We start from the raw sequence: 24,301 nt of genomic DNA on the forward strand, positions 1-24,301 counted from the left end.
GCCGGCTCCAGGCCTGGATCGAGTTGATGACGAGCAGCATGGCAAAGGAGATCACCAGCATCACCGCGGCAATGGCGGTGGCGGCGGGATAATTAAACTCTTCCAGCCGGATGACGATCAAGAGCGGAGCGATCTCGGAGACGTAGGGCAGGTTGCCGGCGATGAAGATCACCGAGCCGTATTCGCCGACGCCGCGGGCAAAGGCGAGCGCAAAGCCGGTCAGCCCAGCTGGCAGCAGCCCCGGCAACAGCACCCGGCGGATCGTCTGGAAGCGGCTGGCGCCGAGCGTGGCGGCGGCCTCCTCCACTTCCTTGTCGATCTCCTCCATGATCGGCTGCACGGTCCTGACGACGAAGGGCAGGCCGACGAAGATCAGCGCGATGACGATGCCGATGGGGGTGAAGGCGATCTTGATGCCAAGCGGGGCCAGCAGCGTGCCGATCCAGCCGTTCGGGGCATAGAGCGTCGCCAGCGCAATGCCGGCGACCGCCGTCGGCAGCGCAAACGGCAGGTCGACCATGGCGTCGATCACTCGCTTGCCGGGAAAGCGATAGCGCACCAGCACCCAGGCGAGGATGACGCCGAAGATCAGATTGACGATGGCGGCGACAAAGGCCGTGCCGAAACTGATCCTGAGTGCATTGAGCGTGCGGGTATCGAGCGCCAGCGTCATGAACTGCGACCAGCCGAGGCCGCTCGAGCGCCAGATCAGGCCCGACAGCGGAATGAGGATGATCAGCACCAGCCAGAATAGCGTGACGCCGAGCGCCAGACCGAACCCCGGAAGCACGCTCGGCTGACGAAACCGCCAGCGCCTGTTGTGGCCATGCTCTCTCAAATCCAACTCACCTCTCATGCCCAAGGCAAAAAACCCAAGCGGTCCTCAATGATGCCCGCAATCCCCATGTGGGCCCACTGCACAATTTCCTCCTCAAATCGGAAACGGTTTTACGAGGAAATTTGCAGCAAGTTCAAAGCGCTACAGCGTCCCTTTACGCGTCATATTTGACGCGCGGCGCTGTAGCACGGGATCGGCCGGATCGAATGGTCCGGCCGATCTTCTCATGTCATGAACAGGGTCGATTATTGCCCCGGCTTGTAGATCTGGTCGAACACACCACCGTCGCCGAAGAACTTCGGTTGCGCTTCCTTCCAGCCGCCAAAGTCCTCGATCGTCACCAGCTTGAGATCACCGAAGCGAGCGACATCCTTGGGGTCGGCAGCCGCCGGCTTGAACGGGCGATAGTAATGCTTCGCAGCGATTTTCTGGCCGGCGTCGCTGTAGAGGTAACCGAGATAGGCCTCGGCGACCTTGCGCGTACCCTTGGCATCGACATTGCCGTCAACCAGCGCGACCGGCGGCTCGGCCTTGATCGAGATCGACGGCGTGATGATGTCGAAATTATCCGGGCCGAGTTCCTCGAGCGAAAGATAGGCTTCGTTTTCCCAGGCGAGCAGCACGTCGCCAAGGCCGCGCTGGACGAAGGTCGTGGTCGAGCCGCGCGCACCGGTATCGAGCACCGGCACATGCTTGAACAGATCGGTAACGAATGCCTGTGCCTTGGCATCGTCGCCGCCATTGGCCGCACGTGCGTAGGCCCAGGCTGCCAGGAAGTTCCAGCGCGCGCCGCCCGAGGTCTTCGGGTTCGGCGTGATCACCTGGATGTCGTCCTTGACGAGATCGCCCCAGTCCTTGATGCCTTTCGGGTTGCCCTTGCGCACCAGGAAGACGATCGTCGACGTGTAGGGTGCGCTGTTATTTTCGAACTTGGTCTTCCAGTCTGCCGGGATCTTTCCGGTTTCCTTGGCGATCGCGTCGATGTCCGCCTCAAGCGCCAGCGTCACGACGTCGGCCTGCAGTCCGTCGATCACGGAGCGGGCCTGCTTGCCGGAGCCGCCATGCGATGTCTGGATCGTCACGGTTTCGCCGGTGTCCGCCTTCCACTTTTCAGCGAAGGCAGCGTTGAAGTCCTTGTAAAGTTCACGTGTCGGGTCATAGGACACGTTCAGGATCGTCGTGTCGGCAAAAGCCACACTTGCAGCACCAAGCTGCAGGCCTCCGACTACAATTGCCAGTCCCACAATTCCGGTAATTCGTCCAAAGCCCATCTCGACCTCCATCGGTTACCAGATAAAACTATCAATTTAATTGACTGCTTCAACGCAAACTGATGATGCGGGAGGTGGCTATCGGGAAAAGTCCTATCGTTGTTGTGCCTTTTTAAGGAACGGTTTGCCCAACGCCCGTCTGGTCGCCGATCTCCTGTCAGTGGCGAACCGGGCGGAGAATAGCATGAGCCCTTTGACGCGCACATCAAAATTCCGGATGGGCTATGTGATCGGGCGGCCGTATGGACGCGGTTTGGGCACGGGACTGCTAGGGATGCGACCCTTCTGGGACGAAGCGGGGCCTAGGAAAACTCAGCCAAAGAACGGTTGCCGCAGCAACAAACCCGCTAGAGCACGTGGCCACGGGCGACGATCGGCCAGATGGCCTTCGGCTCGTCGCCCTCGACGATATGCACGGCGTCGACCATGTTGGTCACGACGCAGGCATGATTGGGAACGATGCGCAGCTGCTGCCCGACCGTCAGGCCGATCGGTCCGTCGGTCACAAGTCGGCCGTGTTCCTCCGAGAGCTGGTCTATGCGGATGTCGTCGCGGCCAAGCACATGGCCATAGCCGGTGAGGCCTAGGAGGTCGGCGGTCAGAACCTTGCTGCCCGCATCGATGATCGCACGGTGCTCAGAAGGCACCGAGACGACGGTCGCCAGTACGGTGAGGGCGCAGTCGTCCCAGGTTGCGACGCCGCGCGAAACGAGGGAGCGGTCGTTGTAGATATAGGTGCCGGGCCGATATTCGGATGCAATCGGCGCGCCGGCCGAATGCATCATGCTCGGCGTGCCGCCCGAGGTGATCGCAGGCACGGTCAGGCCGTCCGCCTCGATCAGGCGCTTGGCCTCGCTCATGAAGGCCTGAACCTTTGCCTCGCCGGCGATTGGCGGATAGGTCATCAGGCCGGCGAATTCGATACCCTTGGCATCATTGATCAGGCGGGCCAGACGGGCGGCTTCCACGGGCGAAGCGACGCCACAACGGTCCGCGCCGGTGTTGCATTCGACGAACACCCGAAGCGGCTTGCCCTTGGTCGAGAAGTGACGGGAAAGTCCATTGATGACCGTCTCGTTGTCGGCGACGACTGCCAGCGCGATGCGTCCATTAAGGCGCTCGAGCCGGTCGAGCTTGGGCGTTCCGAGAATGTTGTAGGTGATGAGGACATCGTTGATCCGCGCACTACCGTCCACCATCGCTTCAGCTTCGGTCACCTTCTGGCAGGTGATGCCGATGGCGCCGGCGTCGAGCTGCAGCTCGGCCATCTGCGGCAACTTGTGGGTCTTGATATGCGGCCGAACGCGGATGCCGTTGATGTCCGCGTAGTCCTGGAACGTGCGGATGTTGCGCTTGGCGATCTCGATATCGACCAGCACGGCGGGCGTTTCGATCGGCAGGGGCATCGCTCATCACTTCCTTTTGTCGGGCGCGGCACACGGGGAAGCTACATCATCCACCCTTGACAAGTTATGACCGTCGGCATTTCATACGTCAATCCATTATTCAGGATTGTAATACTGTATAATGGAATAATGACGGGAACCCAAAAATGGGAGAATGCAGATGATCAAGACAGTTCTCGCGGCTGCCGCCATCGCAGCCGCCTCCATTACCTTGCCGGCACAGGCGCAGCAGCCAGCGAGCAAACTCGACGAAATTCTCGCGCGCGGTCATCTAGTGCTCGGCACCGGCAGCACCAATGCACCGTGGCACTTCAAGAGCGCCGAAGACAAGCTGCAGGGCTTCGATGTCGACATGGGCCGGATCATCGCCAAGGCGCTGTTCGGCGACCCGGAAAAGATCGAATACGTCAACCAGTCATCAGACGCCCGTATCCCGAACATCACCACCAACAAGGTGGACATCACCTGCCAGTTCATGACGGTGACCGGCGAGCGCGCCCAGCAGATCGCCTTCACCATCCCCTATTATCGCGAAGGCGTCGGCCTGATGCTGAAGTCGGACGGCAAATATGCCGACTATGCGGCGCTGAAGGCGGCGGGTTCATCGGTGACCGTGTCGGTTCTGCAGAACGTCTATGCCGAGGCGATGGTTCATGCGGCATTGCCGGAAGCGACCGTCGATCAGTATGAATCTGTCGACCTCATCTATCAGGCGCTCGAATCCGGCCGGGCCGATACTGTGGCCACCGACCAGTCGTCGCTTGCCTGGTACATGACCCAGAACCCCGATCGCTACAAGGACGCCGGCTATGGCTGGAACCCGCAGACCTATGCCTGCGGCGTCAAGCGCGGGGATCAGGACTGGCTGAACTTCGTCAACACCGCGCTGCACGAAGCCATGACCGGGGTGGATTTCGATTTCTATGCGAAGTCGTTCAAGACCTGGTTCGGCAAGGACCTGACGCCGCCGCAGATCGGCTTTCCGGTCGAATTCAAGTAGGCGCTTCCGTTCGGTCGATCCCGTACTCGTGCGGGATCGACGCCTGTCCTGTCGGCATGGATGGCTGAAGACATGGGTTATCAGTTGAATTTCGCCGCAGTCTGGCGGTCTTTCGACCTTCTGCTCGAAGGTCTGGCTCTCAGTCTCGGCCTCGCCTTCGCGGCGATCCTCGCCGGTTGTCTCATCGGCCTCGTCACCGCCTTCGGGCTGGTGTCGAAGTCCATGGTTCTACGCAAGCCGGCCGGCTTCTATGTGACCGCGATCCGCAACACGCCGATCCTGGTGCTGGTGCTGTTCAGCTACTTTGCCCTGCCGCAGCTTGGCGTCAGGCTAGGTAAGATCGAGAGTTTCGTGCTGACGCTGGCGATCTATTCCGGCGCCTATCTCGCCGAGGTGTTCCGCGGCGGGTTGCTTTCCGTGCCTCCTGGCCAAAGGGAGGCGGGACTGGCGATCGGGCTCACGGAAATGCAGATCCGCACCTCGATTATCCTGCCGCTGATGCTGCGCAATGTACTTCCCTCGCTCGGCAGCACGATGATCTCCCTGTTCAAGGATACCTCGCTTGCAGCCGCGATCGCCGTTCCCGAACTGACCTTCGAGGCGCGCAAGATCAATGTCGAAAGCTTCCGGGTGATTGAGACGTGGATCGTCGCAAGCTGCCTCTATGTCGCCACCTGTTCGCTTCTCGCCGCATTGATGCGCGCGGTCGAGCGCCGACTTGCCGTGCCGAGGTGATCGCCATGGATCTTTCCGCATTCCTCGACCAGCTCTGGATCGCCCGCATCCCCCTTCTCAAGGGTCTCGGCGTATCGGTTTCCATTTCTTTCCTGTCCATCGTTGTCGGGACGGTGCTCGGCGTCTTCGTCGGTCTCGCCCTGACCTACGGCTACAAACCCGTGCGCTTCATCGTGCGCGGCTATACCGACTTCATCCGCGGCACGCCGGTACTGGTGCTGGTTCTCGCCAGCTACTACGTGCTCAGCACCATCGGCATTGATCTCGGGCCGTTCCAGGCCGGCATCCTTGCCCTTTCGGTTTTCTGCAGCTCGCATGTGGGTGAACTGGTCCGCGGCGCGCTTCAGGCGATCCCCAAGGGACAGACGGAGGCGGCCAAGGCGATCGGCCTGACATTCCCGCAGACTTTTGCCTATATCCTTGGTCCTCAGGCTTTGCGGCAGGCCTTGCCGGCCTGGGTGAATACCGCCGCCGAAATGGTCAAGGCTTCGACGCTGCTGTCGATCATCGGCGTCGCCGAGCTTTTGCTGCGCACGCAGGAGCTGATCTCGCGCACTTTCATGAGCCTCGAGTTCTATTTCTTCGCCGGCTTCCTCTATTTTGTCATCAACTACAGCATCGAGCGCTTCGGCCGTTACGTCGAGCGCAAGACAGCCGTCCCATCGTGAGGCCCCGGATCCGATGACCCAGGCACTTCTTGAAATCCGCGACCTCCACAAGCGCTATGGCCCAGTCGAAGTGCTGAAAGGCGTCGATTGCACCATGGCGCAGGGCGAGGTCATTTCGATCATCGGCTCCAGCGGCTCGGGCAAGACGACGATGCTGCGCTGCATCAACATGCTGGAGGAGTTCCAGGGCGGGTCGATCCGCATTGACGGCCAGGAGATCGGCTATGACACCGTCGCCGGCGTCAGGCGGCGCAAGCGGGAAAAGGAAATCGCCCGCCAGCGGGCAATGACCGGCATGGCGTTCCAGCAGTTCAACCTCTTTCCGCACATGAGCGCGGCGAAGAACGTCATGCTCGGCCTTATCAAGGTGCGCGGCATGGGGCGGGACGAAGCACTGTCGGTGGCCGAGAAATGGCTCGACCGGGTGGGGTTGCTCTCGCACAGGGATCATTATCCCGGCCAGCTTTCGGGCGGTCAGCAGCAGCGCGTAGCGATCGCCCGGGCGATTGCCATGAACCCGAAGCTGATGCTGTTCGACGAGGTGACCTCTGCGCTCGATCCGGAGCTTGTCAACGAGGTGCTGCAGGTGATCAAGGGGCTGGCGGAGGACGGGATGAGCATGTTGCTCGTGACGCACGAGATGCGGTTTGCCTACGAGGTGTCTTCCCGGGTGATCTTCATGAACCAGGGGCGCATCGGCGAAGAGGGCAATCCGCGGGAGATGTTCCTGAAGCCGCAGACTGAGCGCCTGGCCGAATTCCTGAAAACCTCGTCGTTCAACTGATGCACAAATACCGTTGGCAGGGGCGGTCGTGGCATCCGGGCATGAGGGCCGCGGAACAGTGCTTGCGGCGCCTCCGCCGCAGGTCGACATATCGAACGTCACTTCGCCACTCGCTTTGGGTACGCGATAGGCGCCGGGACCGAGCGAGCCCCTTTCCGCATCAACCGGAAAGCAAGGACCGACCGGTTTCCGGGTCGAACAGATGCAAGGCGCCCTCGTCGAAAGCGAATGTTCGCTCCGCATCGATGGCCAGCTGCGTGCGCGGCGGCAGGCAGGCGGTGATGCGCTGGTCGCCGATGCGCGCCGTCACCACCAGTTCCGGGCCGGTCAGCTCGACAACCTCGACGCGCGCCGTCAGCCGCAGTGCATTGGACTCGGCTGTTGCCAGCCGCAGCGCCTCCGGGCGGATGCCGACCTTGACGCGTTGGCCATTCTGCACCTTGCCATGAAAACGCGCCGGCAGGGCGATCGGCTGGTCGCCGCCTTCCACGCGCAAACTGCTGTCTGATACTTCAGCCTCAAAAATGTTCATCGGCGGCGAGCCGACGAAGCCCGCGACATAAAGCGTGGCCGGGCGATCGTAGATCTCTTCCGGCGTGCCGAGCTGTTCGATGCGGCCGTCGCGCATGACGGCGATGCGCGTAGCAAGCGTCATCGCCTCGATCTGGTCATGGGTGACATAAACAACCGTCGTCTTCAGCAATTGGTGCAGGCGCTTCAGCTCGGTGCGCATCTCCATCCGCAGCTTGGCATCGAGGTTCGACAGCGGCTCGTCGAAGAGGAAAACCTGCGGGTTTCGCACGAGCGCCCGGCCGATGGCGACGCGCTGTCGCTGGCCGCCAGAGAGCTGGCTCGGCTTGCGCTCAAGCAGGTTTTCGATCTGCAGCAGCTTCGCTGTCTCAATGACCGCCTTTTCCCGTTCCGGCGCCGGAACTTTACGCATTTCGAGGCCGAAACCGATGTTGCGGGCAACGCTCATGTTTGGGTAGAGCGCATAGGATTGGAACACCATGGCGATGTCGCGATCCTTTGGGTGCATCCCGATGATCGACCGAGGCCCGATGCGGATATCGCCACCGCTCGGCTCGGCAAGGCCGGCGATGATATTGAGCAGGGTCGACTTGCCGCAGCCCGAAGAGCCGAGCAGCACGAGAAACTCGCCGCTTTCCAGCGCGATGTCGATGCCCTTCAGCGTTTCGACTTCGCCGTAGCGCTTGTGGATGTTGTGGATCTCAAGCGCGCTCATGCGATCGTCTCCTGAAGAAAGGCGGACAAGGGTTTTCCATAGCTGCGCGGCAGCGTCGAGATTGCCTCAGAGGCGATGGTGACGCCGGTGCGAAGGCAGTTTTCCAGCGGCATTCCGGCGGCAAGGGCTGCAAGGAACCCGGCGTTGAACACGTCGCCCGCGCCGATCGTGTCGATCACTTTGACCGTGGGCGCGACGATGGAGACGATGTCTCCGGTCGGGCCGAGGGCAAGGGCGCCGTTCGGCCCGCGCTTGACGACGACGATCGCGTCGGCCGGCATGTGGGACTTGAGCGCGCGCGCTGCCTCTGCCGCATCGACAAGGCCCGTCAGCGTCGTCGTCTCGACCTCGTTGAAGAGCGCGAGCCGACAGCGTTTCAGCCAGCCGATCGTCGCCGCGCAGTTGGCATCCGTCCAGCCGTCGAGCGGCCAGCCGGTGTCGAGTGCCACGGCGATGTCATGCGCCTCGGCCCAGTCGAAGACATCGTCATAGGCGGCGGTCAGCGCGTCGGTGAGGAAGGAGCCGGCAAGCAGCGCCAGACCGCCACGCAGGTGCTCGCCGTCGAGCATTGTCCGGATTTCGTCGAAATTTAAGAGCGGTAGGTGTCCACGGGTGGTGAAGAAGGTGCGCTCGCCGTCCGGATGGGTAATGCCGACCGACAGCGTCGTGCCGACGTTTTCGACCGGCCAGCCACTGGCCCGCTCGGCAAAGGCGTCTTTCAGCCAGGTGCCGAACTGGTCGTTACCGATGTTGGCGGCGATCGCATAATCGACACCGAGCGAATCCCAGGCAAGCGCGCTGTTGCCGGCGCAGCCGCCGACGCGCAGCTCATCGTGATCGACGATGACTTCGGTGCCGGCCTTTGGCCAGGGTGCGGCCGGCCCGAGGATCAGATCGACGTTGACGTTGCCGATGACGACAAGAGGACGCATGCTTCATTCGCTCCGGGTAATCTTGGTCGATCGGACCGGCGTTCCGGCATCGACGACACGCGCCTCGGCAAAGGCGATCATGAACAACTGCGCCACCGGCAGCATCGCAAAGATCGCGGCCATGCCGGCGGCCGGTTTGAAGGAAAGCGTGGTCACGCCAGCGATTGGTGCCTCGCCGGAGGCATCAAAGACGACAACCGGAGAACCGGCTTCGGCTGCGGAAACCGCCATGACGCTGACGAGGCCGGCAGTTGCATCGGCGGCGCGAAACAAGACGACGCCGACCGACGGGCCGAGCATTTCCATTGGCCCGTGCCGCAGCTGCCCGCCTTCGAGCGAGAAGCAGGGCAGCCGGGACAACTCGGTCAGACCGAGCCCGATCGCTTCGGCAAGTCCCTGAAGTTGGCGGCCGGACGTTACCACGGCGCGGACATCCGCAAGCGCTGCGAGCGCCGACGTTGTGTCGGGCGTCTGCGGTGCTTCGATCGCCTGCAGTGCCGCGGATGCGTCGTCTCCGAGGGCGGCAAGGATCGAGAGGTGCAGCGCGAAGCTGATCGTCAGGCTGCGTGTCGCGGCAAATGCCTTTTCGGTGCCACCGACCCCGACCAGCGATGGGGCGCTGCGGGCCAAGAAGGAACCCTCTTCGAGGGTCAGGCCGAAGGTGTCGCCGGTCGCCCCATTGGTCTCGGCGAACCAGCGCAGAACTTCCGCACTTTCACCGGACTGCGATGTGACGAGGATCGTCTTGCCTTCGATCGCCAGCGGCTGGCCCAGCTGTTCGGACAGCGGCAGCGCGATAGCATCGATGCCGTGGGCCCGGTAGAGCGGTTCGAGCGCGCGACCAACCGCATGCGAGCCGCCCATTCCGAGCAGTAGCAGCTTGCCGGTCGATCTGAGCGATGCAGCGATCCTGCCGGTGAGCGCCTGTGCGGCGTGGAACGAGGCGACGGCGTCTGAAGCCTGACGGGCCATTTCACGGTCGATTGCAATGAGCCCGGCCGGGCGGTTTCTGGTATCGCTCATGGTCATCCCTTGACGCCGCCACTGGTGAGCCCGGAGATCAGGGCTTTTTGCATGATGAGGCCGATCAGCACCGGAGGCAGGGCGGCTAGCACGCCGGCGGTCGCAATCAGTCCGTAGTCGGAAACGCGGCCGCCGGCGAGATCGGCGATGGCGACCGTCAGGGTTTTTGCGCGCAGGTCCGAGGTGAACAGCAGCGCATAGAAGAATTCGTCCCAGGCAAGCAGAAAGGCAAAGAGTGCCGAGGTCGCCATCACGGGGGCGGCGAGCGGCAGGGTGATCAGCCTGAGGATCTGATCCAGCCTGGCGCCGTCGATCATGGCAGCGCTCTCGATCTCCTTGGGAATGGAATCGAAGCCGGACTTCAGCAGCCAGGTGGTGAAGGGCGCAAGGATGGTGAGATAGACGAGTGCAAGGCCGAAGACCGAATTCAACAGGCCGAGAGTGGCAAGGCCCATATAGAGCGGCACCGCAAGCGCCACCGGCGGCAGCATGTAGGTGGCGATCACCGCGTAAAGCGACCAGGAGACGGTGGGCGTGCGCGACACGGCCCAGGCCGAGGGAATGGCAACGGCGATGGCGGCAAGCGTCGCCATGCCGGCGACCTTCAGGCTGTTGAAGAGCGAAGCGACGAAGGCCGCGCCGGCGGTGTTTTCGAGCGTGGTCAGCAGCAGCCCATAGCGCGACAGATCGATCTCATCAGGCCACCAGTTGAGCGGCTTTGCCGAAAGGTCGGCCGCAGACGAGATGCTCATGACGAAGAGCCACACAACAGGCGCCAGGATGACGGCCGTCAGCAACAGGGCGCAGGCGTAGATGAAGGCAGTGAACAGTGGGCTCTGGCGTTCCATCAGGTGGCTCCCGCGGCTTTGCGCACAAGTGCGGCATAGGCGACCGCAAGTACGGTCACCAGCAGTGTGACGATCAGCGCCAGCGAGGCGCCGGACCCTGCCCGCTGAAACGAGAAAGCTTCCTGATAGACGAGGATCGACAGCGTGCGCGTGCTGTTGGCCGGGCCGCCGCGTGTCATGACCCAGATGAGGTCGAAGACCTTGAAGGCTTCGATCGTGCGCAGCACCAGCGCCACGAGCAACGGGCCGGCGAGATAGGGCATGATGACATAGCGGAAGCGGTTGAACGGGCCTGCGCCATCGACGAGCGAGGCGGCCGTGATGTCGCGCGGCACCGCCTGGAGAGCTGCAAGCGCGATCAGGGCAACGAGCGGAAAGTTCTTCCAGCAGTCGGCGACGATCAGGGCTGTCAGCGCCGAGCCAGGCTCGCCGAGCCAGGAGCGATAGCTGTCGATCAGGCCGATCTGCGTCAGGGCCGCGTTCAGTGCACCATATTCCGGATTGTAGATCAGCCGCCACAGCGTCGCGTTGACGACCGTCGGCAGCGCCCAGGGCAGGATCATCAAGGCGCGCAATGCCGTGCGGCCGCGGAATTGCTGATTGAGCAGCAGGGCCGCCAGCACGCCGATCACCATTTCGGCGGTCACCGAGACAACCGCAAACCATGTGGTCGTGACCAAGGCCCGCAGGAAGTTCGAACCGCCGAGCACCTTGGCATAGTTGTCGAGGCCGACGAAGCTGCCTTCGGTGCCGACGAGCTTTGCGTCAGTGAACGAAAGCCTGACGGTGTCGACCAACGGCCAACCGATGACAGCGATCATGACTGCGAGCAGCGGCAGCATCAGCAGCCACGCGCGTGTTGTTATCCAGGTACCGGACATGGGATGGAAACCTTTTAGGCCATCTACAGCGCCGCGCATCAGATATGACGCGCAAAGCACGCTGTAGCGCTTTAAACCTGCCGCATAATTCCTTAAGTCGATTCCGATTTAAGGAATTATGCCGTGGGCTCATGCTATTGCCGGTGAAACCGTTCCGGCAAGTCCCGGGCGGCAGGGCCACCCGGGAGGTCGAAGCCGTGGGATCAGAGACCGCTGTTTTCGGCGGCGGTCTTGAGTGCATCCTCGGCGGAGGCCTGTCCAAGCAACGCTTCCTGGATCGCCTGCTGCAGGGCTGTCGAAAGCTCCTGGTACTTCGGCGTCGTCGGGCGCGGATACATGGCGGCAAGGCCGAGCTTGGCGGCGGCGATCAGCTCTTCCTGGCCCTTGGTGACATTGGCGTCTTCATAGGACGAGGCCCAGATCGGCAGGCTCAGCTTGGCATAGGCATTCTGCGTCGGCTGCGATGTCATGTGGACGATGTACTTCCACGCTTCGTCCGGGTGCTTGCTGGTCGAGGTGATGCCGAGGCCCATCGACCCGTTGACGGCCGACACCTCGCTCTTGCCCGCAACACCCGGTGCCGGCACGACGCCGACCTTGCCGGCAACCTTGCTTTCCTTCGGGTCGTTGGCGAGGTTGTACATGTAGGTCCAGTTGAGCGCGAAGGCTGCTTCACCGTTCTGGAAGACCTTGCGAACGTCTTCCTCGAGGAATTCCTTCGAGTTCGGATTTGTCAGGCCCGAAGAATAGCTCGTGACCATGTAGTTGAGCGCGTCGAGACCGCCGCCGGACGTGAAGGCAGGCTTGCCGCCGTCGATGAACTTGCCGCCATAGGCGCTAACAAGCGTGGTGTAGTCGCAGATAGCGGCTTCGGCCTGCGACCAGCTCCAGGCGATAGGCGTTGCGAGCAACCCCTTGTCCTTGATGATCTTGGCCTGTTCCGTCAGTTCGTCCCAGGTTTTCGGCGGCGCCTTGATGCCGGCCTTCTCGAGGATTTCCTTGTTGTAGAACAGGTATTTGGTATCGAGGATCCACGGCATGCCGTAGCGCTTGGCGTCATATTCGACCGTGGTCCAGGCGCCCGGCAGCACGCCGGATTTCATCTCGTCGGTGATCCGGTCGGAGACATCGACCAGCACCTTGTTGGCGGCGTATTCGGCCGGCCAGATCACGTCGAAGAGCACGACGTCGTAACCGCCGCCGGAGCCTTGGGCCAGCACGGTCTTGTCATGCAAGCCTTCGTAAGGAACGAATTCGAGGTTCACCTTCACATCCGGGTTGGCCTTGGTGAAGGCCTCGGTCATCGCACGCACGTCGGCTTCGCTATAGGCCGCCTGCGCCATGAACAGCGCATTGAGTGTGGTTTCAGCATAGGCGTGGCCGGCAAAGGACAAGCCGAGCAAGGTTGCGCTGAGCAACGTGGTTTTAATGGATTTCAACATTCCTGCCTCCAATAACTGAGCGGTTCAGTTTTGCCGATACACCTCCCCGGTGCACCGAATATAAGAAATCCGCCCGCTTGCGGACGGCCGTCGACATATCTATCGGAGCGCTGGTGACGACCTTTGGCCATGACCTTCGTTCCCCTGGAGCTCTTTGCGGCTCTCAATTAAGTCAATTGTCTTGACTTATTTCTTGTTCAATATTCTAACAGTGTCAAGAGGGTTTTGAGGATGAATGATTTACGCCCGATCCGGGCAAAGAGCGGCACCAACCAGGAAGGGGCGAGCGCCCACAACCGTCGTGTCATGATCGACGCGTTGCGGTTGAACGGGCAGCTGTCCCGCGCCGATCTTGCCCGTGCGACGGCGCTGACGAAGCAGACGGTTTCAAACATCATCGAAGAGCTTGAGCGTGACGGGCTGGTTCAGTCGCTGGCAGTCGTTCGCAGCGGCCGGGGACAGCCGTCAACGCCCTATCGTCTGGTTGCCGAGGGCGCCTTCGCGATCGGCCTGCAGATCGACAGGCACGTCACACGCACCATCGCCGTCGACCTGGTGGGGACGGTCCTGGCGCGCCGGGAGGCCAACCTTCCGGCGGGCGGGCCGGCGACCGGCGTGAAAACCATTCTCGACCTGATCGAAAAGACCCGAAGCGACCTGGCGTCGATCGCGCCGCAATCGGAGGATCGCCTCGTCGGGCTCGGTGCGGCGATGCCCGGTCCCTTCGGTATCGACGCCGACGCTGACGATCCCTGGATGATGGCGGCGTGGCAGAATTTCCCGCTGCTCGAAACGCTTGCTGCAGGCACAGGTCTCGATGTCGGCCTGCAGAACGACTCGGCCGCTGCAGCGACGGCCGAGCGCCTGGTCGGCGCCGCCCATGGCGTCGATCACGCGATCTGCATCTATCTCGGCTACGGCCTTGGCGCGGGGCTGATCCTCAACGGCGAGCTTTATCGCGGTGCCAATGGCAATGCCGGCGAGATCGGCATGATTCTCAGCCTGCCGCGCGGTGCTGCCGAGCATGAGCGCACCCCGCTTGAATACCGCGCGTCGATCGCCTCTCTGTGCAAGCTACTCGCGCTCGATCCTGCCGATCCGGACCTCTATGCCCACATTGATGCGGCCGTGGAGAGTGAAGATATCAGGTTGCCCGGTTGGCTGGATGCGGCCGTCTACGAACTGCGCGCGGCTGTCCAGGCACTCGAAACCATCTTCGACCCGCAGACGGTGATCCTGTGCGGCGGGCTTCCGCCCGGCCTGGCGCGGCTGGTCACGGATGCGATGCAACCGCTGCTTCCGTCACTCGCCGATCGCCGTGATCGCAGTCTGCCGCGCCTGCAGGTCGGCTTCACCGATCCCTGGGCGGTCGCGATCGGCGCTGCCGCCGAGCCGATCAGCCGCACATTTGACCCGCGCTTTTCGGCAATCCTGAAGACCCGCGCCGCCGACCATTCCTGAGGCTGCGGCTTGCGGCGCGTCATCGGCGCCGATCAGGTCCCCGGCTCGTCAAGGCGTGCAAGTTCGGCATATTCGGCCGCGAGAAAGTCGAGCAGAGCCCTGACCGAGGGAAGCAGGCCGCGCCGCGATGGAAAGGCTGCGTGAATGATGCCTGATCGGGGCGCCCAGTCGGGCAGCACGTCGACCAGCGTTCCGTCCTTCAGGTCCTGCCTGACGACCATGGTCGGCAGCTGGGTGACGCCGACGCCTTTCAGGGCGACGAGGCGCAGGGCCACCATATCTTCGGTGACAAGCCGCGGGTGATGGCGGACAATGGCATTGGCACCATCAGGACCGTCCAGACACCACTCATGCTCCTGCCGGTTGGAATTCCATGCCAGGCTCGGAAGGGCCGTGAGATCGGCGGGCTTCAGCGGTCGTGCATCCTGACCGAGCAGTCCGGGGCTGGCGACCAGGCGCTGCCCGCTTTCAGCCAGCCTCTTGATCACGAGATCGCTCTCCTCGAGCGGTGGAAAACGAACGCGGATGGCCACGTCTATGCCTTCGCGCAGCACATCCACTTGCCTATTGGTGCTTTCGAGCACCACCTCGACCTTCGGGCAGCCGGCCATGAAGCGGGCAATCATCTCGCCGACCTGGAAATAGAGGACCGAGGAGGGACAACTGACATGCACGACGCCCTGCGGTTCGGAGCGCATACGGTCGATCACCTCCTGCGCGGCTTCCGCCTCGACCAGCATCGCCACACAATGGCGATAGTACTCCCTGCCGATATCCGTCACGACGAAGTGGCGCGTCGAACGCTGAACAAGGCGGACGCCAAGCTGTTCTTCCAGCAAGCCGATGCGGCGGCTCAGCCGCGAACGCGGCATATTGAGCTTGCGCGCGGCCGCAGCAAAACCGTTCTGCTCGACGACATCGACGAAAAGCTTAAGATCGTTCAGGTCCTGCATGGCGGATGATTGTCCTATTGATAGGACACTATAGTCCGATTTGGGTGTCTACCGCCAGATTTGTCGCGAGAATATGTTCCTCCCAACGTCATCGCTTGCAAGGCGATGCACAAGGAGAAACACCAATGCGCAAGATACTCGGCATTTTTGGAAACGCCCGGCAGCACTGGGTTGGCGATGGTTTTCCGGTCCGTTCGCTGCTGTCCCATGACAGCGTCGGCGAACATGCAAGCCCGTTCCTGCTGCTCGACTATGCAGGCCCGACAGAATTTGCACCGGACAGCCGGCCGCGTGGCGTCGGCGTGCATCCGCATCGCGGCTTCGAGACGGTGACCATCGTCTATCGCGGCGAAGTGGATCATCGCGACTCGGCAGGCAATGGCGGCCATATCGGTCCCGGCGACGTGCAATGGATGACGGCCGGCGGCGGCATCCTGCACGAAGAATACCATTCCGACGCCTTCACCAAACAGGGCGGGACGCTGGAGATGGTCCAGCTCTGGGTCAACCTGCCGGCGCGCGCCAAATCCGCAAAGCCTGGTTACCAGACGCTGGTCAACGGCGACATTCCGACGGTGACGCTGCCGGAGGATGCCGGGACGTTGCGGGTGATCGCCGGCGCGTTCGACGGTCGCAATGGACCTGCGAAGACATTTACCCCGATCAATCTTTGGGACCTCCGCCTGAAACGGGGTGGCTCTCTTGCACTCGACCTGCCTGAGAGCCATTCGGTCGGCCTGGCGGTGCTACACGGCACCGTGCTGGTGAACGGCAGCGATCTGATCGGCGAAGCCCAGTTCGGCCTCCTCGGCCGCGAAGGCGGCGCCATTACGCTCGACGCCAGCTCCGATGCGACCGTTCTCGTCTTGAGCGGCGAGCCGATCGATGAACCCGTGGTCATGCACGGCCCCTTCGTGATGAACACGGTCGACGAAATCCGCCAGGCCTTCGCCGACTTCCAGAACGGGCGCTTCGGCGCTGTGTCCGAACCGGCACTTTGAGTTCTCGGGGGCTCGGAACTCCGCGCCGAGCCCATGACGGCCGATCAACGGCCAGAGCACGCGGACATGACGAAAGATGAAGGAGTCTTCACTATGGCAAAAACCTACAAGCGTCTCGACAAGGATCAGGCTGCGGTTCTGCTCGTCGACCACCAGGCGGGCCTGCTCTCGCTGGTCAGGGATATCGATCCCGACAAGTTCAAGAACAACGTCCTGGCACTCGCGGACCTCGCGAAATACTTCAAGCTGCCGACGGTTCTGACGACCAGCTTCGAGGATGGCCCGAACGGCCCGATCGTGCCGGAACTGAAGGAAATGTTCCCGGATGCACCGTTCATCCCCCGCCCCGGACAGATCAATGCTTGGGACAATGAAGACTTCGTCAAGGCGATCAAGGCCACCGGCAAGAAGCAGCTGATCATTGCCGGCGTCGTCACCGAGGTCTGCGTTGCATTCCCGGCCCTGTCCGCCCTCGAGGAAGGTTTTGACGTCTTCGTCGTCACTGACGCGTCAGGCACGTTCAACGAGATCACCCGCCATTCGGCCTGGGATCGCATGTCGCAGGCCGGTGCCCAGCTGATGACCTGGTTTGGTCTCGCCTGCGAGCTGCATCGCGATTGGCGCAACGACGTCGAGGGGCTGGGAACGCTGTTCTCCAACCATATCCCCGACTACCGCAACCTGATCAGCAGCTACACCACCACCAAGGCTTCCCGCTAATTGCGGTCTGGCAACAGGAGAATACCCATGACGAACGTCAACAATGTCGCCAACTTCAACGGCGCTCGCCCGGTCATCGATCCCGATGATGCGGTCATGCTTCTGATCGATCACCAGAGCGGGCTGTTCCAGACCGTCAACGACATGCCGATGCCGAAGCTGCGCGCCCATGCGGCAGCCCTTGCCAGCATGGCGACGCTGACGAAGATGCCTGTGATCACCACGGCGTCGGTGCCGCAGGGGCCGAACGGTCCGTTGATCCCGGAAATCCATGCGAATGCGCCGCATGCCACGTACATTGCGCGTCGCGGCGAGATCAACGCCTGGGACAATCCGGACTTCGTGGCCGCCGTAAAGGCGACGGGCCGCAAGACGCTGATCATTGCCGGCACCATCACCAGCGTCTGCATGGCATTCCCGGCCATCAGCGCCGTCCATGAAGGCTACAAGGTCTTCGCCGTCGTCGATGCTTCGGGTACCTACTCGAAAATGGCGCAGGAGATCACGCTTGCCCGCGTCGTCCAGGCGGGCGTTGTCCCGATGGACACGGCGGCCGTCGCATCCGAGCTGCAGCGCACCTGGCATCGTGACGACGCGCAGCAATGGGCCGAGATCTACACCAAGATCTTCCCGGAATATCAGTTGCTGATCGAAAGCTACCTGAAGGCACAGCAGGTCGAGAAAGAGCACGAGCAATTGGATTCAGCCCGCGGCTGAACCAGCACGCACTGAGAAAACGTCGCCGGCGGGAAAATCCCTGCCGGCGACATCTGTCGTTATTTCAGGTCGATCTGCAGTACCGTCTGCAGCAGGACGTCGGTACCGCGCGCGCATTCCTCAGGCGAGGAATATTCCGCCTCGTTGTGCGACAGCCCGTCCTTGGAAGGCACGAAGATCATGGCCGTCGGGCAGATGCCGGCGATATGGGCTGCATCGTGACCGGCACCGGAGACCACTTCGGTTGCGGAATAGCTGAGTGCCTCGGCGCTGGCACGCACTGCATCGACGATATCGGGATCGAAGACAACCGGCTGCTTCGACCAGATGTGTTTGAGCCCGATCTCGGCATCGATCGCTGCGACAGCCTGCTCCAGCGCGGCCTGCATTTGGTTCAGGCCTGCTTCCGAAGGGTGACGCATATCGATCTGCAATTGCACTGTGCCCGGCACGACATTGCGGGAATTGGGGCCGACCGTGGCAAAGCCTGTTGTCCCGACACCGGGCGAATGACGGCGGGCGATGTCGCGCACGGCAAGCACGATCTCTGAGGCCGCGACCAGCGCGTCGTCGCGCTGCGCCATCGGGGTGCTGCCCGAATGCGCCTCCGTCCCGGTAATGGAGACGTCGAACCAGCGCACGCCCTGCACGCCTGTGACGATGCCGATTTCCGTCGCCGCCGCTTCCAGGAGCGGGCCCTGCTCGATGTGGAGTTCGACATAGGCGGCAAAGCCCACATGTCCGACAGGGATTTCGCCGCGATAGCCGATCGTTTCGAGCGCCGTCTTCACGGTCGTCCCGTCCCGGTCAGTCAGGGCCTCGATCGCTTCCAGGCAGGATGCGCCGGAAAAGACGCCGGACCCCATCATCGCCGGCGAGAAGCGCGAGCCTTCCTCGTTCGTCCAGTTGACGACGGTCAGGCCATGCCGCAGCACTGTGCCGGTCTCCTTCAGCGTGCGGATCAGTTCAACCCCGGCAAGAACGCCGAGGACGCCATCGAACCTGCCGCCCTGCGGCTGGGTATCAAGGTGGCTGCCGACGGCGATAGGCGGCAGTGATGGATCTTCGCCGGGGTAGGTGGCGAAGATATTGCCGATCCCGTCGACGTCGATCGTGCAACCAAGCGAGCGGCATTCGCCGACGAACCAGTCGCGGACCTGCCGGTCCTCTTCCGTCAGTGTCAGCCGGGTGACGCCGCCCTTGTCGGTGCCACCGAAGCGAGCGGTCGTGACGATATCAGCCCATAGCCGGTCGCCGTTGATCCGGGGCATGTTGGTGCCGGCGGCCGGGGTTTTGCTTGGCTGTCCCGCCGTGGTCATTTCTGCTCTCCGGTTGCTTCAGCATTCAGGCGGTAGCGGAAATCGCAATGGGACGCGCCCTGCATCACCGTTTGCGTGCGCTCGAGCGTGATGCGCGGATCGTAGCCGGTGCAGAACACGCCGTCGCGGTTGCAGGAAAGCAGGTGGCCGATATGGCCGAGCCCCATCTCGCGATAGGTCTCGGCGTAGCGACAGCGCTTGACGTTGTAGTGGAATTCGTCGTCGGTCGCCTTCGTCACCTCGATCGTCAGGGCATCATCCTGCGTCCAGAGATCCTGCAACTCCTGGAATGTCCGCAGGTTGGTACCGCCAGGCGTTTTCGCCGCAAACGCCTTGCCGGCCTCGATCGCGGCGCGGCTGACGGCCTTGTCGAGAATAGCCTGGGCGCGCTCCTCGCCGATCTCTTCGCGCATTGCCTCATAGATCGGCGCGATAATGCCCGCCTCTATGCGTCGCCGTGCGAGAATGCCCAACTCGCCTTCCATCGCGGCGCGTGATGTCGCCGCGTCCCCGGTCTTGTCCTCGTTTGTCATGAAGATACCCTGCCTCCCTGTCCAACAGATGGTTGGTTCGATTGAGCGACAGAGTATACCGTGACCGCGGAGACAGGGTTGCAAATCCGTCCCATTCACAAGGGCTGTTGCGCAAATATTTCGCGCCCAGCTGCATTTCTCGCGGAATTATTCTTGGTCGGTTGCGGTTGGCAGCGCGGCTTGCAGGTGCCGACGCAGGGCTTGGAGCCGCATCGATCACCTCAGCCAATCGGTCATCGCTGACTGTTTGAAACGAACCATTTGTAATAGGGATTGGCCGGCTCGACCTGCATCAGCAGCTCCATGTCGCGAGCCCATTCGGCGCGGTAGCCGGCATAGGCATTGAGCGAGGCCTGGTAGAAGAGCAGCAGCCGGTTGTGCGCCTCGGCAATCGATGCTTTCGCTGCGGGGTCGGCGGCAAGGAGCGGGAGTTCCGTCCGCAGGGCGATCAGCGCCGGAAGGGTGCGCTGCAACTCGTCGGGGCGCACCCAGCTTGCATATTCGATCCGAGGCTGGTCGTCGGTCACCGGAAGTGCAGAACCCGCGTAACGTTCCAGCCCCGTGCGGTCCATCATCCAGGTCGCCAGCAGATCCGCGGGGCTGGAAATGCCGACCTCGCCGAGGGCTGCGGCAATCGAGCGCTCTTTCATCCGGTCGGCAATTCGTGTCGCGTCGAGCTGTTGCGGTTCGAGCGAGCCGATGAGCAGCATCTCGTGCAGTTCCGTCGACCAGAGCGTAGCTTCGGGGAAGGTGTCGAGGAAGCTCCTGACGAGGGAGCGGGTGTCTTCGTCGTTCTGGGTTGCGATCGGCAGCCATTGCGCGACCATGCCATTCTCAGCCAGGCGGTCGCGCGCGAGGCGGTAGAAGTCCGACGAGTAGAGATTGACGACGCCGGCCGCCGATGGCGGCGGCGGCTCCAGGGTGATGAGGTCGTAGCGTTCCTGGCTGCGCAGCAGTTCGCGGCGCCCGTCGCGCAGCCGGACCTCAAGTCGGGGATCCTTGGCTGCGTCATAATTGCCCTTGAACAGGCTTGTTGCACGCGCAACGGAGGGCAATAGCTCCGCTGCCACGCGGCGTTCCAGCCCGGGATAGGCGAGCAGCGAGCCGGCGGTAATGCCGGTTCCAAGCCCGATCACCAGCGCCGACTTCGGTTCGCCCTGGTGGATGAGGAGCGGCAACAAAGCCTGCAGCCGCATGTAGCGCAGCGACGGCATGGCATCGCCGGTGTTGGAAACACCCTGGATATAGAGCCGGCGGAAGCGGCGGTCGGCTTGCCCCTGCTCGATAACCGCGACCGTGGCGCCGAGGCCCTCTTCGTAGGAAATGATTCTACCGTCGCTGCGCGACTTCGTCAGCAGAGTGGCGAGCCGGTCCGATGGCACGAGGACCGCAAGCAAAAGCGTGAGGGCGCCGAGCACGGGCACGACCAGGCGAGAGCCGGCAAGCACGCTGCCTTTGCCCCTGAAGATTGCGACAAGGCCGATCACGGCGGCGACGACCGCCAATATGGCAAAGCTGCGGATGATGCCGAGTGCCGGGATCAGCAGAAAGCCCGTGACCAGGGTTCCTGCGATGCCGCCGAGCGTGTTGAACGCCAGCACACGGCCGGTATCGCGCCCGACATGGGCGGGGTTGACCGCAAGGCGCAACGCGACTGGAAAGGCAGCACCGAGGATCAGCGTCGGAACGAAAACGATGCTCAGCGCCGCCACGACAAACCGCGCGCTCATGCCGGCAAAGATGCTGCCCGTCATGGCTGCGACCGTAGCTTCGGCATTCGTCTGCCAGGCGGTGAGCCAGGTGCCGAGCACAGCCAGTTCGAAAAGGGCGACGAGGCCGGCGGCGGTAATCAGCAGGCCGAACGCGGTCCAGGGATCGGCAAGCCGATCGGTCCGCCGCGCAAAGAGTGCTGCGCCCAGCGCAAGGCCGGCAAGGTAGGTGGCAAGCACAACGGAGAAGGCAAAGGAGCGGGTGGAGATAAATTGCACGATCGCCTGCGACCAGGCGACCTCGTAGCCGAGCGCGACGCCGCCGGCGAGCGCGTAGAGAACAAGCGCCAGGCGAGACCCACCTTCGCCAGTGGACGATGCCGGCGATGCGTCCGGCGCGGAGACGGCGAAAGCCGAACTGCGCAAGAAGCCGATAGCAGCGGCGGTTAGCCCGAGAGCGGCGGCGGCAAGGCCGGTGGCCTGGACCCCAAGCGCTGGAATGATGACGAAGGAGACGGCGAGGCAGCCGACGATCGCGCCAAGCGTATTGGCAGCGTAGAGGCGTCCGCCTTTGGTCCCGATCCCGCCGGGAGCCGACTGCAGGCCGCGCAGAAGAACAGGCAGCGTGCCGCCCATCAGAAAGGCTGGTGTGGCGACGAGCAGGATCAGCATCCCCCACGCGACAACAGGCAAGCTCGACTCGATCGAGACGAAGAGAGGCGCGATCCGCGCCAGTGCAAATGTGGCGACAACGCCGAGCAGGGCGACGCCGGTCTCAAGCAGCGCATAGAGGCGCAAGGGACGGTGGGCACGATCACCGAAGCGACCAATGGCGAAGCTGCCGAGGGCAAGGCCGAGAAAGAAGGCGCTGACGCCGGCGCTGACCGCATGGACATCGACACCGGTGACGAGCGAGAGTTGCTTGATCCAGAGAACCTGAAAGATCAGCGCGGCCGCGCCGGAAAGGAAAAGCATGAACCCGGCCACTGCGGGGCTGATGGCAAAGGCCCGTTGCTGCATGCCCTGTCTCTCGTTAGCCCCGTCGACATCGACCGAGCGTACGGGCGCGGAACTCTTTGCGGTCAATCCGGCTCACCATAGATTCTAAATGCAAAGAAAGAAAAGGCGGCGCTCGGGTGAGCGCCGCCTTCGTCAGCTTATTGGGCGGCCGGGGCCTTTTTCATGATTTCGTCGATCTTGGCATGCACGCCTTCCTCGACCTGGTCGACCGAGAAGCTCGCTGGCTTCTGGCTCGGCGGATACTCGATGAAGGTTTCCAGGAAGGTTGCGGCCTTCATGGTGGCTATCCCTGCAAGATAGACGTTCTTCGTCCTCCAGTCGTCGTACTGGTCGGAGACGATGTCGGCCCGCTCATAGGGGTCCATGCGCAGGTTGAAGATCTTCGGCACACGCAGGCAGGTGAACGGATCCTGCCAGACGTCGAAGCCACCGGGCTTGCGCATTTCGCAGAAGACCGCTTTCCAGTTGTCCCAGCGAATGGCCACGAGCTTGGCGTCGTCGTTGAAGTAGAAGAACTCGTTGCGCGCGCCCTTCGGCTGCTCGCCTAGAAGGTAGGGAAGCTGGTTGTAGCCGTCGAGGTGAACCTTGAAGTCCTTGTCGCCGAGCTTGGTGCCCGTCAACAGCCGGTCCTTGACGTCCTTGTCACCGGCAGCGGCAAGCAAGGTCGGGAACCAGTCGAGACCGGAAACCATCTCGTTGGAAACACCGGGCTTGATCTTGCCCGGCCAGCGCACCATCGCCGGCACGCGGAAGGCGCCTTCCCAGTTGGTGTCCTTCTCGCTGCGGAACGGGGTTGTCGCCGCGTCCGGCCAGGAGAACTGATTGGGCCCGTTGTCGGTGGCGTAAACGACGATGGTGTTCTCGGCGATCTTCAGGTCGTCGAGTGCCTTCAACAGCTTGCCGACATCGTTGTCGTGCTCGATCATGCCGTCGGCATAGTCGTTGCCCGGCATGCCGCTCTGTCCCTTATATTCCGGCCGGATATGGGTGAACAGATGCATGCGCGTCGTGTTCATCCAGGTGAAGAAGGGCTTGCCTTCCTTGACCTGCTTTTCCATGAAGCCGATGGCTGCTGCCGTGGTCTCGTCGTCGATCGTTTCCATGCGCTTGGTGTTGAGTGCGCCGGTATCCTCAATCTTGCCGTCGGCGAACGAATGCAGCACGCCGCGGGGCGTGGCCGCCTTGACGAAAGGATCATTGGGATCCTTCGGCCAGTAGGGGCGCTCCGGCTCTTCCTCGGCATTGAGGTGATAGAGGTTGCCGAAGAATTCGTCGAAACCGTGCGCTGTCGGGAGGAAACGATCCTGGTCGCCCAGGTGGTTCTTGCCGAACTGGCCCGTCGCATAGCCGAGCGGCTTCAGCGCCTGGGCGATCGTTACGTCTCGGTCCTGGATGCCGACGGGCGCTCCGGGAACGCCGACCTTCGACATGCCGGTACGAAGCACCGACTGGCCGGTGATGAAAGTGGAGCGGCCGGCGGTGCAGCTGTTCTCGGCGTAGTAGTCCGTAAACATCATGCCTTCAGAGGCAAGCCGGTCGATATTGGGCGTCTTGTAGCCCATGACACCCATGGAATAGGCGCTGATGTTGGTCTGGCCGATATCGTCGCCGAAGATGACGAGGATATTGGGCTTGGCCGCATCCTGGGCCATTGCTGGCATTACCGATGCCGATAGCGTCGACATCAGCACGGTGCCCGCAAGCGCAAGCGCTTTCGGCTTGATGGACCTTCGAACTGCTGAAGCAGCCAGCAGTCCGATGGCATTCTTCATATCAATGGGCATCTCATGTCTC

General features: G+C 62.5%; 22 protein-coding genes. 8 read left to right on the top strand and 14 right to left on the bottom strand.

Features of this window, described 5'->3' with window-relative positions:
* The 3 genes from cysT to IB264_RS15370 all read right to left on the bottom strand — a co-directional run.
* Positions 1-844: sulfate ABC transporter permease subunit CysT (cysT, locus tag IB264_RS15360; RefSeq protein ID WP_246811772.1), on the bottom strand; the 844-nt coding region annotated here is incomplete at its 3' end.
* A 239-nt stretch (positions 845-1,083) separates the two neighbouring features.
* Positions 1,084-2,121, bottom strand: a complete 1,038-nt coding sequence (locus tag IB264_RS15365; protein WP_371412252.1) for a sulfate ABC transporter substrate-binding protein — start codon at positions 2,119-2,121, stop codon at positions 1,084-1,086.
* A gap of 335 nt (positions 2,122-2,456) precedes the next feature.
* Entirely contained in the window at positions 2,457-3,515 is a 1,059-nt protein-coding gene (locus IB264_RS15370) for a D-TA family PLP-dependent enzyme (protein WP_057211367.1), read from the bottom strand.
* A 160-nt stretch (positions 3,516-3,675) separates the two neighbouring features.
* Between IB264_RS15370 and IB264_RS15375 the strand changes: the two genes are divergently transcribed.
* From IB264_RS15375 to IB264_RS15390, 4 genes are all read left to right on the top strand, one after another.
* Positions 3,676-4,515: a transporter substrate-binding domain-containing protein gene (locus IB264_RS15375; protein WP_025428471.1), complete on the top strand. Its 840-nt coding sequence runs from the start codon at positions 3,676-3,678 to the stop codon at positions 4,513-4,515.
* A 72-nt stretch (positions 4,516-4,587) separates the two neighbouring features.
* Positions 4,588-5,250, top strand: a complete 663-nt coding sequence (locus IB264_RS15380; protein WP_025428472.1) for an amino acid ABC transporter permease — start codon at positions 4,588-4,590, stop codon at positions 5,248-5,250.
* Between the two features lie 5 nt (positions 5,251-5,255).
* On the top strand, positions 5,256-5,918 hold the full coding sequence (locus tag IB264_RS15385) for an amino acid ABC transporter permease (RefSeq protein WP_057211365.1): 663 nt from the start codon (positions 5,256-5,258) through the stop codon (positions 5,916-5,918).
* Between the two features lie 13 nt (positions 5,919-5,931).
* Entirely contained in the window at positions 5,932-6,702 is a 771-nt protein-coding gene (locus IB264_RS15390; RefSeq protein ID WP_057211363.1) for an amino acid ABC transporter ATP-binding protein, read from the top strand.
* Positions 6,703-6,862: 160 nt separating this feature from the next.
* Here IB264_RS15390 and IB264_RS15395 read toward each other — a convergent pair whose 3' ends face one another.
* The 6 genes from IB264_RS15395 to IB264_RS15420 all read right to left on the bottom strand — a co-directional run bounded on the left by IB264_RS15395 (position 6,863) and on the right by IB264_RS15420 (position 13,074).
* A complete protein-coding gene (locus IB264_RS15395; RefSeq protein WP_025428474.1) occupies positions 6,863-7,948 on the bottom strand; it encodes an ABC transporter ATP-binding protein in 1,086 nt (361 codons plus the stop codon).
* Positions 7,945-8,880 (bottom strand): PfkB family carbohydrate kinase, encoded by a 936-nt coding sequence (locus IB264_RS15400; RefSeq protein WP_025428475.1) that lies wholly within the window; start codon positions 8,878-8,880, stop codon positions 7,945-7,947. The genes IB264_RS15395 and IB264_RS15400 overlap by 4 nt, the downstream gene beginning before the upstream one ends.
* A 3-nt stretch (positions 8,881-8,883) precedes the next feature.
* Positions 8,884-9,909 carry an SIS domain-containing protein gene (locus IB264_RS15405; protein WP_025428476.1) on the bottom strand — a complete coding sequence of 342 codons (1,026 nt, stop codon included), beginning with the start codon at positions 9,907-9,909 and terminating at the stop codon, positions 8,884-8,886.
* A complete protein-coding gene (locus IB264_RS15410) occupies positions 9,906-10,751 on the bottom strand; it encodes a carbohydrate ABC transporter permease (protein WP_025428477.1) in 846 nt (281 codons plus the stop codon). The genes IB264_RS15405 and IB264_RS15410 overlap by 4 nt, the downstream gene beginning before the upstream one ends.
* Entirely contained in the window at positions 10,751-11,632 is an 882-nt protein-coding gene (locus IB264_RS15415) for a carbohydrate ABC transporter permease (protein WP_025428478.1), read from the bottom strand. The genes IB264_RS15410 and IB264_RS15415 overlap by 1 nt, the downstream gene beginning before the upstream one ends.
* A gap of 203 nt (positions 11,633-11,835) precedes the next feature.
* The gene (locus IB264_RS15420) at positions 11,836-13,074 is read right to left on the bottom strand and encodes an extracellular solute-binding protein (protein ID WP_025428479.1); all 1,239 of its coding nucleotides are present in this window, start codon (positions 13,072-13,074) and stop codon (positions 11,836-11,838) included.
* Positions 13,075-13,305: 231 nt separating this feature from the next.
* Here IB264_RS15420 and IB264_RS15425 point away from each other — a divergent pair, with 231 nt between their 5' ends.
* Positions 13,306-14,535, top strand: coding sequence for an ROK family transcriptional regulator (locus IB264_RS15425; protein ID WP_025428480.1), 1,230 nt, complete (start codon positions 13,306-13,308; stop codon positions 14,533-14,535).
* A 32-nt stretch (positions 14,536-14,567) separates the two neighbouring features.
* On the opposite strand, the gene IB264_RS15430 is transcribed toward IB264_RS15425, so the two are convergent.
* Positions 14,568-15,488, bottom strand: a complete 921-nt coding sequence (locus IB264_RS15430) for a LysR family transcriptional regulator (RefSeq protein ID WP_192433729.1) — start codon at positions 15,486-15,488, stop codon at positions 14,568-14,570.
* A gap of 125 nt (positions 15,489-15,613) precedes the next feature.
* Between IB264_RS15430 and IB264_RS15435 the strand changes: the two genes are divergently transcribed.
* The 3 genes from IB264_RS15435 to IB264_RS15445 all read left to right on the top strand — a co-directional run bounded on the left by IB264_RS15435 (position 15,614) and on the right by IB264_RS15445 (position 17,926).
* Positions 15,614-16,489, top strand: coding sequence for a pirin family protein (locus tag IB264_RS15435; RefSeq protein ID WP_057211359.1), 876 nt, complete (start codon positions 15,614-15,616; stop codon positions 16,487-16,489).
* Positions 16,490-16,582: 93 nt separating this feature from the next.
* Positions 16,583-17,209, top strand: coding sequence for an isochorismate family cysteine hydrolase YcaC (gene ycaC / locus IB264_RS15440; RefSeq protein ID WP_025428483.1), 627 nt, complete (start codon positions 16,583-16,585; stop codon positions 17,207-17,209).
* Positions 17,210-17,236: 27 nt separating this feature from the next.
* Positions 17,237-17,926 (top strand): isochorismatase family protein, encoded by a 690-nt coding sequence (locus tag IB264_RS15445; RefSeq protein WP_025428484.1) that lies wholly within the window; start codon positions 17,237-17,239, stop codon positions 17,924-17,926.
* Between the two features lie 59 nt (positions 17,927-17,985).
* Here the strand turns inward: IB264_RS15445 and IB264_RS15450 are convergent, their stop codons facing one another.
* From IB264_RS15450 to IB264_RS15465, 4 genes are all read right to left on the bottom strand, one after another.
* Positions 17,986-19,245: a Zn-dependent hydrolase gene (locus IB264_RS15450; protein WP_038577813.1), complete on the bottom strand. Its 1,260-nt coding sequence runs from the start codon at positions 19,243-19,245 to the stop codon at positions 17,986-17,988.
* Positions 19,242-19,778 carry an L-2-amino-thiazoline-4-carboxylic acid hydrolase gene (locus tag IB264_RS15455; protein ID WP_025428485.1) on the bottom strand — a complete coding sequence of 179 codons (537 nt, stop codon included), beginning with the start codon at positions 19,776-19,778 and terminating at the stop codon, positions 19,242-19,244. The genes IB264_RS15450 and IB264_RS15455 overlap by 4 nt, the downstream gene beginning before the upstream one ends.
* Before the next feature lie 233 nt (positions 19,779-20,011).
* The gene (locus IB264_RS15460) at positions 20,012-22,507 is read right to left on the bottom strand and encodes a fused MFS/spermidine synthase (protein WP_192433731.1); all 2,496 of its coding nucleotides are present in this window, start codon (positions 22,505-22,507) and stop codon (positions 20,012-20,014) included.
* Positions 22,508-22,644: 137 nt separating this feature from the next.
* Complete coding sequence (locus IB264_RS15465) at positions 22,645-24,279, bottom strand: arylsulfatase (RefSeq protein WP_371412254.1); 1,635 nt, start codon at positions 24,277-24,279, stop codon at positions 22,645-22,647.
* Between the last annotated feature and the right edge of the window lie 22 nt (positions 24,280-24,301).

Origin of the sequence: Ensifer sp. ENS11 (assembly GCF_014851895.1) — a bacterium.
Taxonomy (GTDB): Bacteria; Pseudomonadota; Alphaproteobacteria; order Rhizobiales; family Rhizobiaceae; genus Ensifer; species Ensifer canadensis.